The organism is Knoellia flava TL1, from assembly GCF_000768675.1.
Taxonomy (GTDB): domain Bacteria; phylum Actinomycetota; class Actinomycetes; order Actinomycetales; family Dermatophilaceae; genus Knoellia; species Knoellia flava.
The window spans coordinates 1-12420 of sequence record NZ_AVPI01000011.1 but is presented as its reverse complement, the minus strand read 5'-3'; the positions used below and the strand labels follow the sequence as shown (position 1 = coordinate 12420).

The window sequence follows — 12420 nt, the reverse complement described above, 5'->3', positions numbered from 1 at the left end:
GTCTCGACAGCCCCCGCTCGCGCTCGGGAGTCTAGTCCAGTAGACAGGTAGGCTGAACCGAGGAGCACTCTTGCGCCCTGAACCGAGGATGAGGACTGAGTCGTTGGACCTGATGGGATATCTGCAGATCCTTCGACGTCGTTGGCGCACCCTGACGGTCGTCACGTTGCTCGTCGTCGCGGCCGCCGCTGGGATGACCCTGATGGTCACACCGCAGTACACGGCGAACACTCAGTTCTTCGTATCGACTGCTGACTCGTCCGACAGCAGCCAGCTCGCTCAAGGTGGGACATTCACCCAGCAGCGGGTGAAGTCCTACAGTCAGCTTCTGAAGGCACCCAAGCTCCTCGACCCGGTCATCGCCAAGGCAGGCATCGACGAGCAGCCCAACACACTCGCCAACCGGATCACCGCGACGACGCCCCCCGACACGGTGCTGATCGACGTGGTCGTCACTGACCCTGAGCCGGGCAAGGCGCGAGATATCGCTCAGGCGATTGCAGAAACATTTCCCACTGTCGTCGCAGACCTGGAGCGGGTCACGCCGAGCGCCGACAGTCCCGTGAAGGTCACGCTGTTGCGTGAGCCCACAATGCCTGACGCGCCGGTGAGCCCGAACCCCGTCCGGAACATCGCTCTCGGTCTCGTCCTCGGACTCCTCGCCGGCTTCGCCGCCGCGGTTCTCAAGCAGCTCCTCGACACCAAGCTGCGCACCAAGGAAGACGTCGAGTCGATGACCGAGGCGGTCGTCCTCGGCGGGATTCCCTTCGACGCCGATGCGGAGAAGCACCCACTGATCATCCAGGCGGACCCCTTGGCTGGCCGCGCCGAGGCGTTCCGCGCCCTGCGCACGAACCTTCAGTTCGTCGATGTCGCCAACCACCCACGGGTCATCGTCGTCACCTCGTCGATCGCGGGGGAGGGCAAGTCGAGCACGACCGCCAACCTGGCCTTGGCCATGGCCGAGTCCGGGGCAAGCGTGTGCGTGGTCGAGGGCGACCTCCGTAGGCCCCGCCTCCTGACCTACCTCGGACTCGAGGGGTCCGTGGGTCTGACCGACGTCCTCATCGGCCGCTACGAGCTCGACGACGTCCTCCAGCCGTTCGGCGCTCATTCGCTCACGGTGCTCGGCGCGGGCGCGACGCCCCCCAATCCGAGCGAGCTGCTTGGTTCGACCTCGATGCGCAACACACTCGACGAGCTACGGCGCCGCTTCGACTACGTACTCATCGACGGCGCGCCGGTGCTTCCGGTCACCGACTCGACCGTGCTGACACGCCTCGCCGACGGGGCGATCATTGTTGCGGGCAGTGGTGTCGTGAACAAGGACCAGTTCGAGCACGCCCTCGACACCTTCGAGACGGTCAACGGCACGGTGCTCGGGGTCGTTCTCAACCGCGTTCCGCGACAGACTCGCGGCGGCTACTACGACTACAGGTACGAGTCCCCGCCCGAGGGGGTTCCCAACCGGAGTGCCAAGGGTGGTCGCCGCCGTCGCGCCGAGGACACGACGCGTCCGCGTCGCGATCTCGTGGGTAGCTGACCAGCCTCAGCCACGCAGAGCGGTGACGACAACCGGCAGGGAGGCTGCGATCTCCTGAACCATCTGGTCGAAGACTCTCGGGTCGCGACGGAAGGGGTCGACGATCCCGGACTCCTCGGGGAGCCGGGGGTTGACGATGCCGCGCTTTGTGATGGCGGCGGCGGCCACCTTGGCCACCCGGTTGTCCCCGGGGGCCGCGAAGATGTCGCTCTCGGTGACGACCGAGAGCAGGTCGCCGAGATCATGCAGAGCGAACGCGTAGCGCAGTGCGCGTGGATGCAGGGGGACGACCGCCGAGAGGTGCTCGCGGGTGGCGCCGATGACGAGGTCAGCCCGCGCGACGATCTCAGGGGTCACCTGCCGCGCTGCGAACCCATCGGCATCGGCTCCAGCGGCGCGTAGGCGGCTGACGGACTCAGGGTCGATGGGGGCGTCGACGAGCGCCCCCGTGCCCGCACTTTCCACCGTGATGCCAGTCCCTGCGAGCTCATGTGCCAGGAGACGTTCGATGTAAGGCGATCGGCAGATGTTGCCCGTGCACACCACCAGAATGCGGCCGTTGGGGCTTTCAAGGTCGCTGTCGGGTGGCATGACTTCACCCTATGCGGAACACACGGTCCGTTCGTGATGAATCAAATCCTGGGCCCAGGCAAGCACACAGCCCGCCGATTTGCACGCTGGCCGAGCAGTCGCGTCCGACCTCCGCCTGGTGCCATGTGATCCCCCTTCATGCCATCAATTCTTGCCCCGCCAGTTCCAGGAGGGCTGGTCCGATGGGGCCATTGTTGATCAGATTTGACCGATGCCGCGCAACCGAAAGGTAGGTCCAGCCACGATCATTTGGACGGACGTGTAGCGCGCACGACGAGGATCCAGGAGGGCCGCATGGGGGCTGGCACGACCACCGAAATAGTCGTCGTCGGGGGCGGAGGCTTCGGCCGCGAGGTGGTGGCCATGATCCAGGAGCTGAGTGCGCGAGGAGCGGGTGTCACCGTCACAGGTGTCGTCGATGACAGCCCGTCACGTGAGAACCGTGAACGGCTGTATCGGCTGGGTGTGCCGCTCCTTGGGCCGATCGACCGTGTGTCCAGCCTCGGGACGGAACTGAACATCGTCGTGGGAGTGGGTTCCGCCTGTTCGAGGCGGCAGCTCGTGGCCAAGCTGACGGACTTGGTTCCCGGCGTTCGCTTCCCTGCCCTCATCCACCCGACGGCATGGGTGGGACCTGATGTCACCCTCGAAGAGGGAGCGATCATCTGTGCCGGTGCCAGGCTCAGCACACAGATCACTGTTGGTCGCCATGTTCAGATCGATCAGAACGCGACGATCGGTCACGACGTCACGCTCGGCGACTATGCACGGGTCAACCCGCAAGGGTGCGTATCCGGGGCTGTGAACATCGGCTCAGGAGCGACAGTGGGTGCGAGCGCAACCGTGCTCCAGGGTCTGTCGATTGGCTCGGACAGCATCGTCGGGGCGGGTTCGGTGGTTACCCATGACATCGGTCCCGGTGTCAGTGCCTACGGGGTGCCGGCGAGGGTCCATCAACTCGCTGTCTAGGCTCCCGGTGTGCGTCTCATCTCGGCCAACGTCAACGGCATTCGCGCGACGGCTCGCAGGGGAGGGCTGACCTGGCTAGGAGCGCAGCATGCCGATGTCATCACCCTGCAGGAGGTCAGGGCCTCGGACGACCAGCTGCACAAGGTCCTCGCCGACACCGGCCTCGGGGACTGGCACGTCACGTCTGCTCCCGGTCGCACCAAGGGCCACGCAGGGGTCGCCGTGCTCACCCGCCTACCCCCGGTGCGGACGTCCAGCGACATCGGTCCGGTCGAGTTCACCGACGCGGGCCGGTGGCTCGAGGTCGACCTGCGCGGGCCCGACGGCCCGGTCACCGTCATCTCGACCTACGTCCACACCGGTGAGGCGCTCACGCCGCGGCAGGACGAGAAGATGCGCTTCCTCGACGCCGTCGGCTCGCGTCTCGAGACCCTGGCGGCGAACGACGGGTATGCCGCCCTCACGGGCGACCTCAACATCTGCCACTCCGCGGACGACCTGAAGAACTGGAAGGGCAACGTCGGCAAGTCGGGCTTCCTCCCCGCGGAGCAGGCCCACCTCGACCGTTGGGTGTCCGACCACGCCTACGTCGACGTCCACCGGGCGCTGCACGGTCCCGGCCCGGGTCCCTACACGTGGTGGTCCTGGCGCGGCAAGGCCTTCGACAACGACGCCGGCTGGCGGATCGACTACCAGTTCGCGAGTGCACCGCTCGCCAGGCTGGCCACGCGTGCGGAGGTCGGCCGCGCGGCGGCATACGACGAGCGGTGGAGCGATCACGCGCCCCTTACGGTCGACTACGACCTGGACCTGCGCTGACTCAGTCGCGGTGTGCGGAGTCCGACGCGGTGACCGCGAACGACACCGGGGGCGCGAGTCGCGCCTGCGTGAAGGCCTCCTCGATCGCGGCCGTGACACGGTCGACATCGCCGGCGCGCACGAGGGAGATCGCCGACCCGCCGAAGCCGCCGCCGGTCATCCGGGCGCCGAGGGCGCCCTCCGACACCGCTGTGTCGACGACGAGGTCGAGCTCGGTGCAGGAGACCTCGTAGTCGTCGCGCAGCGACTCGTGCGACACGACGAACAACCGCCCCACCTCGGCGAGGTCGCCCTCGCGCAGGGCGTCGACGACGGAGTCGACCCGCTCGATCTCGGTCACGACGTGCCGGGTGCGGCGCCGCAGCTCGTCGTCGGGGAGTGCTGCGAGGGTCTCGTCGAGCGGTCGGCCGACGACCTCGCGCAGGGTCGCGACGCCGAGCAGGTCGGCTGCCTTCTCGCAGGAGTCGCGCCGCGCGCCGTACTGCCCGTCGGCGAGCGCATGGCTGGCCCGCGTGTCGGTGACGAGGAGGACGACGTCGTGGGCGTCGAGGTCGAAGGGCACCTGGGTCGAGGCGCCGTCGCGGCAGTCGAGCCGCAGCGCGTGGGCCGGCGTGCAGTGCATCGCGGCCGCCTGGTCCATGCCGCCGGTCGGTGCTCCGGCGATGTCGTTCTCGGCGCGCTGGCACGCGGCAGCGAGGACCTCACGACCCTCGGCCGACTCGAGCAGGCCCAGCCCGAAAAGCTCCGACGCTGCAGCGGCGACGGAGCATTCGAGGGCCGCCGAGCTCGACAGCCCCGCCCCGAGGGGCACCTGGCCGTCGACGAGAACGTCGAGTCCGCGGACGGCATACCCGGCTTCGCGAAGTGCCCAGAGGACACCCGCGACGTATGCCGTCCACCCGCTCGGGTGCCCGGCGCTCACCTCGTCGATCCGCACCTCGACCGACGACTCCTCCTGGAGCGAGGCGATCCGCAGGACGTCGTCGTCCCGGGCCGAGGCCGCGCACGAGGTGCGGTGCGGCAGGGCGATGGGCAGCGCGAGCCCGCCGTTGTAGTCGGTGTGCTCGCCGATGAGGTTGACCCGGCCCGGCGCCGACCAGACGCCGTCGGGGGCGTGGCCGTAGAGGTCGGCGAAGGTCTCCGGGAGGCTCGGCACGGTGCGAGTCTATGTGGGCCCACCTGACACAATGACGCGCATGTCCGCACCCGTGACCCCCCAGGCGGCTCCCCGGATCCTCTCCGGGATGCAGCCCACCAGCGACTCGCTCCACCTCGGCAACTACCTCGGGGCGCTGGTCAACTGGGTTCGGCTGCAGGACGAGTTCGACGCCTACTACTTCGTCGCCGACCTCCATGCGCTCACCGTGCCGACCGACCCGGCGGTGCTGCGCGAGCGCACGCGCAAGACCGCGGCTCAGTTCATCGCCGGGGGTGTGGACCCGGAGCGCTCAGCGGTCTTCTGCCAGAGCCACGTCACCGAGCACGCCGAGCTCGGCTGGGTCATGAACTGCCTCACCGCGGACGGCGAGGCCCGCCGGATGACGCAGTTCAAGGACAAGGTCGCCAAGGGCCAGAACGCCAACGTCGGGCTGCTCACCTACCCGATGCTCATGGCCGCGGACATCCTCATGTACGACGCCGCCTACGTGCCCGTCGGCGAGGACCAGCGTCAGCACCTCGAGATCACCCGCGACCTCGCCGAGCGCTTCAACACCCGCTTCGGCGGGGGGCTCGTCGTGCCCGAGCCCTACATCGTCAAGGGGGCGGCGAAGATCCAGGACCTCCAGGACCCGACGTCGAAGATGAGCAAGACGGGCTCGTCGCCCAAGGGCCTCATCGACCTCATGCAGGACCCGGCCAGGATCGCCAAGAACATCCGATCGGCGGTGACCGACACCGAGGCCGAGATCCGCTACGACGTCGACACCAAGCCCGGGGTGTCCAACCTCCTCGTCATCCACTCGATCCTCTCCGGCACACCGGTTGCAGACCTCGAGGCCTCCTTCGCCGGTCGCGGCTACGGGGACCTCAAGAAGGAGGTCGCCGACGTCGTCGTGGCCGCGATCGAGCCGTTCCAGGCGCGGATGCACGAGCTGCTCGACGACCCGGCCGAGCTCGACCGGATCCTTGCCTCCGGCGCCGACCGCGCCCGCGAGGTCGCGCGGGCCACGATGGCGCGCGTCCGGGACCGCGTCGGGCTGCTCCCGGCTGCCGCCCCGGTTCCCGCCCGATAGGGTCGGGAGCATGCCCACCCACGGAGTGGCCATCACCGTGCCCGAACCCCACGGCACGGACCTGCAGGACGCGCGCGAGCGCTTCGGCGACCCGCTGGCGAAGTTCATCCCGCCGCACGTCACCCTCCTGCCACCAACCGAGATCGACGCGCCGTCGCTCGAGGCCTTCGAGACGCACCTCGCCGTCGTCGCCGCCGCCCACGCACCCTTCCGCATGACGCTCTCCGGCACGGGAACCTTCCGGCCGCTCTCGCCCGTCGTGTTCGTGCAGGTGTCGTCCGGCATCTCGCAGTGCGAGCTCCTCGAGACGGCGGTGCGCAGCGGGCCGGTCGAGCGGCACCTCGAGTTCAACTACCACCCGCACGTCACGGTGGCGCACCACCTCGCCGAGGAGTCGCTCGACGCCGCCTTCGACGAGCTCGTCGACTACCGGTGCAGCTTCGACGTCACGTCGTTCGAGCTCTTCCACCAGACCGACGACGGCGTCTGGCGTCCCCTGTCGTCGTTCGCCCTGGAGGGCTGAGCATGGACCGCGTGAAGTCGCTGTGGGCTGCCGTCCAGCGGACCCGGCTCTGGCACGCCTGGAAGCGCTACGGCGACGCCCGCGGCAACCTGCTCGCCGGCGGCATCGCCTACTTCGCCTTCTTCTCGATCTTCCCCGTCTTGGCTCTGGCCTTCACCGTCTTCGGTGTCCTGCTGCAGGACAACCAGCAGTGGTTGGACCAGATCCGCGACTACCTCAACGAGACGTTGCCCGGCTTCATCAAGGACGGCGACAAGGGGCTCATCCCGCTTGAGACACCGGGCGACGCAGCCCTGACCGTCACCGGTCTCGTCGGCCTCGCGGGGCTCCTGTATGCCGGTCTCGGCTGGCTGGGTGCCCTGCGCGACGGCATCCGCACGATCTTCGGTGCCGAGGGTGCTCCCGGGAACGTCGTCACGGCGAAGCTGCGCGACCTGGGCGTCCTCGTCCTGCTCGGGCTGGCCATCGTCGTCTCTGCCGCCGTCACCGGTGTCGCGAGTGCCCTCACCGGCTGGATCGCCGAGGCCATCGGACTCGGTGGGCAGCAGTGGCTGCTGCGCGCCATCGCGCTCGTCATCGGCGCCGCGCTCGACGGGCTCGTGGTCCTCGTCATGCTCCGGCTGCTCTCGGGTGTGGACGTCCCATGGCGTGGTCTCGTCGGCGGAGCGGTCGTCGGCGGAATCGGGCTCACCCTGCTCAAGGTCGTCGGCACGAGCCTCATCGCCGGGACGACGGAGAACCCGCTCTTCGCCTCGGTCGCGCTCGTCGTCGGCCTGCTCGCGTGGCTCAACTTCATGTCGCGGATCATCCTGCTCTCGGCCGCGTGGAGCGCGAACTCGCTCGAGGCCGAGGCGGTCGCCGACCTCACCGAAGGCCAGCGGACGAAGATGATCGAGGGCCCGGAGGTGCCGGTGTCCGCGGCCGTCGACCCGACCGTTCCCGACCCGGTGTGGCTGGGTCGCGCGCCGGAGCCGCAGCCGGGGGCGCGGCACGCGGAGGCGGATGCGGGTCCTACGACGGGGGTGGGCCGGCATACGGACCGGGTCGTGGCACCGCGGGCGACGCGCGCGAACGACCGCATCAACCTCGCGATCGGTGCGGCGCTGGGTGCGTCGCTCGCAGCCGGTCTCGGCCTCGCTGGACGCATCTACCGCGGTCTCGGCGCTCGTCGCTGACCCAGCGGACCCGCTTGGCTCAGGCGGTGCCGAGCACGGACGGCGCCGCCCGTCGCAGGGCGTCGCGCCAGTCCGGCAGTGGCTCGAGGCCGACCTCGCTCCAGCGCTGGTGGCCGAGGACGGAGTAGGCCGGCCGTGGCGCGGGCCGGGGCAAGGCGTGGGTCGTCGTCGGCGTCACCCGCTCGGGGTCCAGACCGAGTTCCTCGAAGATCGCCCGCGCAAAGCCGAACCACGTCGTCTCGCCCGAGCTCGTGCCGTGCCACACCCCCCCGGGGGCGTCGGAGTCGATGAGCCGCACGAGAGCGTCGGCGAGGTCGACGGTCCACGTGGGCTGCCCGCGCTGGTCGTCCACAACGGACAGCGTCTCGCGCTCGGAGGCGAGGCGCGCCATCGTGGTGGCGAAGTTCGGACCACTAGCGCCGTAGAGCCAGGCGGTGCGCACGACGAGGGCCGTCGGGCAGTGCGAGAGGACAGCCCACTCGCCAGCCGCCTTGGTCCGCCCGTAGGCCGAGCGAGGAGCGATGGGGGCGTCCACGGCATACGGGGTCGTGGCGTCTCCGGAAAAGACGTAGTCGGTGGAGACGTGCACCATCCGGGCGCCGCTGCGGGCGCATGCAGAAGCGAGGTTGGCAGCACCGACGGCGTTGACGGCGAAAGCACCAGCCTCAGCGGTCTCGGCCTCGTCGACCGCAGTCCACGCGGCGAGGTTGGCGACGACGTCGTGACCCTCGACCGCCTCGGCGCACGCAGCCGGCTCGGTGACGTCGAGGGCGGCCCGGCGCAGCGCGGTCACCTCGTGTCCGGCCGACGTCAGCCGGGGGAGGAGGTCGGCGGCGAGCATGCCGCCGGCCCCCGTGACGAGCCAGCGGGCCATCAGCGCGGGACGACGGACTGCACAGCGGCGTACTTCGCCTCGGTCGCGTCCTTCATCGGGCGCCACCAGTCCTCGTTGTCGCGGTACCACTCGATGGTCGCGGCCAGTCCCTCACGGAAGCTGGGGTACTCAGGCTGCCAGCCGAGCTCGGTCCGCAGGCGCGTCGAGTCAATCGCGTAGCGGCGGTCGTGACCCGGCCGGTCGGTCACGTGGTCGTAGTCGTCCGCGTCGCGACCCATGAGCTCGAGCAGGTCGTGCACCACGGTCTTGTTGTCGACCTCGCCGTCCGCCCCGATGAGGTAGGTCTCGCCGATCTCGCCCTTGTCGATGATCGCCCAGACGGCGCGGTTGTGGTCGTCGACGTGGATCCAGTCGCGCACGTTGAGGCCGTCGCCGTAGAGCTTCGGCCGGGCACCGTCGATGACGTTGGTGATCTGGCGGGGGATGAACTTCTCGACGTGCTGCCGTGGGCCGTAGTTGTTGGAGCAGTTCGAGATCGTCGCTGCAATACCGAACGAGCGGAGCCAGGCACGCACGAGCAGGTCGCTCGCACCCTTGGTCGACGAGTAGGGGCTCGACGGGTTGTAGGGGGTCGCCTCGGTGAAGCGGGCCGGGTCGTCGAGCTCGAGGTCGCCGTAGACCTCGTCGGTGGAGATGTGGTGGAAGCGCACCCCGTGGCGTCGGACCGCCTCCAGCAGTGTGTAGGTGCCAACGACATTGGTGTGCACGAAGGGCCACGGATCCGCGAGCGAGTTGTCGTTGTGCGACTCCGCGGCGAAGTGGACGACGAGGTCCGACTCGGCGACGAGGCGGTCGACGAGCTCGGCGTCGGTGATGTCGCCACGCACGATGTCGATCTGGCCCTCCGCCCCGGCCAGGGACGTTTCCGACCCCGCGTAGGTCATGGCGTCGAGAACGGTGACCTCCACCTCCGGACGAGTCGCCAGGGTCAGGTGGACGAAGTTCGAACCGATGAAGCCGGCACCGCCGGTGACAAGTGTGCGCACGCAGGCAAGGCTACTGATGATGTGGGCGACCGGGTCTCACGCCCGACTCGCTAGGGTGGCGCCCATGAAGGGGATCATCTTGGCGGGGGGCTCGGGGACGCGGCTTCACCCGATCACCCGGGCCATCAGCAAGCAGCTCATGCCGGTCTACGACAAGCCGATGATCTACTACCCGCTCTCCACGCTGATGATGGCGGGCATCCGCGAGGTCCTCATCATCACGGCACCTCAGGACCTCGAGCAGTTCGAGAGACTGCTCGGCGACGGCGCGGAGTGGGGGATCGCAATCTCGTATGCCGTGCAGCCACGTCCCGACGGTCTGGCCCAGGCGTTCATCATCGGGGCCGACTTCATCGGGTCGGATCCGGTCGCCCTCGTGCTGGGGGACAACATCTTCTACGGGACGGGACTCGGGCGCTCACTCGAGAACCTCACTCACGTGCGCGGCGGGCACGTCTTCGCGCACCATGTGCGCAACCCCACGGCATACGGCGTCGTGGAGTTCGACCCGGACGGCAAGGTGCTCTCGATCGAGGAGAAGCCCACGGAGCCGAAGTCGAGCTATGCGGTCCCCGGGCTCTACTTCTATGACAACGACGTCGTCGAGATCGCCCGCAACCTCACACCGAGCGAGCGCGGGGAGCTCGAGATCACCGCCGTCAACGACGCCTACCTGCGGCGTGGGGACCTCGCGGTCACGGTCCTGCCGCGCGGAACCGCCTGGTTCGACACGGGGACATTCCAAGGCCTGATGGATGCAAGCCATTTCGTCGCGGTCATCGAGGCCCGGCAGGGCACGAAGATCGGGTGTGTGGAGGAGATCGCTTGGCGAGCGGGGTGGATCGATGACCACCAATTCGCCGGCCTCGGGAACGCGCTCGTCAAGAGCGGCTACGGCGACTACATACACGCCTGCCTCGAGCAGGGCAAGGAGCTGCCCTGATGCTCATCGAGCCACTCACCGTCGAGGGGGCGTTCGTCGTGACGCCGCGACAGATCGCCGACGAGCGAGGGCGCTTCCTCGAATCCTTCCGGGGGGACCTGCTCGCCCAGCAACTCGGTCACCGGCCCGACATCGTCCAGACCAATGTGTCGGTCTCGTCGGCGGGGACGCTGCGCGGCATCCACTTCGCCGACATCCCGCCGGGTCAGGGCAAGTACGTCACGGCGCTCACGGGTTCGCTGGTCGACTACGTCGTCGACGTGCGCGTGGGCTCGCCGACGTTCGGGCACTGGGACTCCGTCCTCCTCGACACCGTGGATCGGCGCGCGGTGTGGATCAGCGAGGGCCTCGGGCATGCCTTCCGCGCGCTCGAGGACGACACCACCGCGATGTATCTCTGCACGGCGACCTACAACCCCACGGGCGAGCACGGCATACATCCCCTCGATCCAGCCGTGGGTCTCGACCTGCCCGCCGACCTCGAGTTCACGCTGTCGGCCAAGGACGAGGCAGCGCCCACACTCGACGAGGCGCGCCGCTCCGGCATCCTGCCCACGTATGCGGCGTGGCAGGCACACATGACGTCGCGTCAGTCCTGACGACGAGTTCGTCGGCGGCGAAGGCTGTGGAGGAGCAGCACCGCGACGGGGACGGCCCCGCCCACCCAGGGCAGCGGTGACGGGGTCCTCGGGTCGCTCGACGAGGTGGGGGCCGCTGCCGTGTCGCCGAGCCTGGCGTCACTGCCCGCGTCGTCGTCACCCGTGCCGTCGCTGCCGGCATCGCGTCCGGTCGGCGGGGCGGGCGGCACGGGGACCTCGCCGCGCTCGACGAGGCGTCCGATCGGCGTGACCTTGTCGCCGTGGGCGAAGGCCCAGTCGAGGAGGGAGGCGGCAGGGCGCCACCTGCTGCCGGTGCCGTACATCTCGGTGACGAGGTAGGTCCGACCGTCCCGTCGAGCGGCGCCGATGAAGGTCCGGCGGGCGGCCTTGGTGAACCCGTTCTTCACACCGAGGGTGCCGGGGTAGTTCCACAGCAGGCGGTTGTGGTTGCCGATGGCGTAGGTCGGTCGGGTGAGGCCGCCACGGACCCACCGGCCCGGGAACGTCGACGTCTTCGTCGTCGCGAGCCGCACGTAGTCGGGGTTCGCGATGGCGGCGCGCCCGATGAGCGCGAGGTCGTAGGCGCTGCTCTGCTGCCCGGGGGCGTCGAGCCCGCTCGGGTCGACGACGACGGTGTCGTGGGCCCCGAGCTCGTCGGCGAGCGCGTTGAGCTCGGTGACCGTCGCCGGGATGCCGCCGTTGAGCGCCGACAAGCCGTAGGCGGCGTCGTTGGCCGACGACATCACGAGGGCCTCGAAGAGCTGCGCGGCGGTGTAGGTCTGCCCGGTGACCATGCCCACCCGGGTGCCGTCGGCATCGGCCTCCGCCGCCGTGGCGGTGAGCACCGCTGCCCGGTCGAGCCGCGGCAGGAGGTGGATGGCCGTGAGCGCCTTGAGCGTGCTCGCGGGCAGCAGCGGGGCGTGTGGGTTGCGGGCGGCGAGCACCTCGCCGGTGTCGGCGTCGGCGACGAGCCAGGCAACGTCCGCCACCGCGGGCGGAGCCGGGACTCCGGCCGGCGCGTCGACGAGGACCGTGTCCATCTTGGCGAGGCCGGGCCCGCCCACGCTGCGCGCCGGGTCGAGGACCCGTGTCACGGCCGGAAGGCTCGGGCTGGGGCTCGGTGACGCCGCCGCGGGCGCGGAG

General features: G+C 69.5%; 13 protein-coding genes. 8 read left to right on the top strand and 5 right to left on the bottom strand.

Annotation, left to right across the window (positions count from 1 at the left end):
• Positions 1-70: 70 nt before the first annotated feature.
• Positions 71-1543 carry a tyrosine-protein kinase domain-containing protein gene (locus tag N798_RS04930; RefSeq protein WP_229708621.1) on the top strand — a complete coding sequence of 491 codons (1473 nt, stop codon included), beginning with the start codon at positions 71-73 and terminating at the stop codon, positions 1541-1543.
• 6 nt (positions 1544-1549) lie between these two features.
• Here the strand turns inward: N798_RS04930 and N798_RS17715 are convergent, their stop codons facing one another.
• Positions 1550-2134, bottom strand: coding sequence for an arsenate reductase/protein-tyrosine-phosphatase family protein (locus tag N798_RS17715; protein ID WP_084100130.1), 585 nt, complete (start codon positions 2132-2134; stop codon positions 1550-1552).
• Positions 2135-2428: 294 nt separating this feature from the next.
• Here N798_RS17715 and N798_RS04920 point away from each other — a divergent pair, with 294 nt between their 5' ends.
• Positions 2429-3103, top strand: coding sequence for a NeuD/PglB/VioB family sugar acetyltransferase (locus N798_RS04920; RefSeq protein WP_035946741.1), 675 nt, complete (start codon positions 2429-2431; stop codon positions 3101-3103).
• Between the two features lie 9 nt (positions 3104-3112).
• Positions 3113-3922 (top strand): exodeoxyribonuclease III, encoded by an 810-nt coding sequence (locus N798_RS04915; protein ID WP_035946739.1) that lies wholly within the window; start codon positions 3113-3115, stop codon positions 3920-3922.
• Position 3923: 1 nt separating this feature from the next.
• Here the strand turns inward: N798_RS04915 and galK are convergent, their stop codons facing one another.
• Positions 3924-5078: a galactokinase gene (gene galK / locus N798_RS04910; protein ID WP_035946738.1), complete on the bottom strand. Its 1155-nt coding sequence runs from the start codon at positions 5076-5078 to the stop codon at positions 3924-3926.
• Positions 5079-5109: 31 nt separating this feature from the next.
• Between galK and trpS the strand changes: the two genes are divergently transcribed.
• The 3 genes from trpS to N798_RS04895 are packed head-to-tail and all read left to right on the top strand — an operon-like array spanning position 5110 to position 7854.
• Positions 5110-6156, top strand: a complete 1047-nt coding sequence (gene trpS / locus N798_RS04905) for a tryptophan--tRNA ligase (RefSeq protein ID WP_052116930.1) — start codon at positions 5110-5112, stop codon at positions 6154-6156.
• A gap of 10 nt (positions 6157-6166) precedes the next feature.
• Positions 6167-6679, top strand: coding sequence for a 2'-5' RNA ligase family protein (locus N798_RS04900; protein ID WP_035946733.1), 513 nt, complete (start codon positions 6167-6169; stop codon positions 6677-6679).
• 2 nt (positions 6680-6681) lie between these two features.
• Positions 6682-7854 (top strand): YihY/virulence factor BrkB family protein, encoded by a 1173-nt coding sequence (locus tag N798_RS04895; protein ID WP_035946731.1) that lies wholly within the window; start codon positions 6682-6684, stop codon positions 7852-7854.
• A 19-nt stretch (positions 7855-7873) separates the two neighbouring features.
• On the opposite strand, the gene rfbD is transcribed toward N798_RS04895, so the two are convergent.
• On the bottom strand, positions 7874-8728 hold the full coding sequence (rfbD, locus tag N798_RS04890; protein WP_035946728.1) for a dTDP-4-dehydrorhamnose reductase: 855 nt from the start codon (positions 8726-8728) through the stop codon (positions 7874-7876).
• Entirely contained in the window at positions 8728-9735 is a 1008-nt protein-coding gene (rfbB, locus tag N798_RS04885; RefSeq protein WP_035946726.1) for a dTDP-glucose 4,6-dehydratase, read from the bottom strand. Before rfbB ends, rfbD begins: the two co-directional genes overlap by 1 nt.
• Before the next feature lie 64 nt (positions 9736-9799).
• On the opposite strand from rfbB, the gene rfbA reads away from it, so the two are divergent.
• Both rfbA and N798_RS04875 read left to right on the top strand, forming a co-directional pair.
• Complete coding sequence (gene rfbA, locus N798_RS04880) at positions 9800-10678, top strand: glucose-1-phosphate thymidylyltransferase RfbA (RefSeq protein ID WP_035946724.1); 879 nt, start codon at positions 9800-9802, stop codon at positions 10676-10678.
• Positions 10678-11277 carry a dTDP-4-dehydrorhamnose 3,5-epimerase family protein gene (locus tag N798_RS04875; protein ID WP_035946723.1) on the top strand — a complete coding sequence of 200 codons (600 nt, stop codon included), beginning with the start codon at positions 10678-10680 and terminating at the stop codon, positions 11275-11277. Before rfbA ends, N798_RS04875 begins: the two co-directional genes overlap by 1 nt.
• Here N798_RS04875 and N798_RS04870 read toward each other — a convergent pair.
• A partial coding sequence (locus N798_RS04870; protein WP_035946813.1) for a D-alanyl-D-alanine carboxypeptidase family protein occupies positions 11268-12420 on the bottom strand: 1153 nt, incomplete at its 5' end. The two genes, N798_RS04875 and N798_RS04870, sit on opposite strands and share 10 nt — an antisense overlap.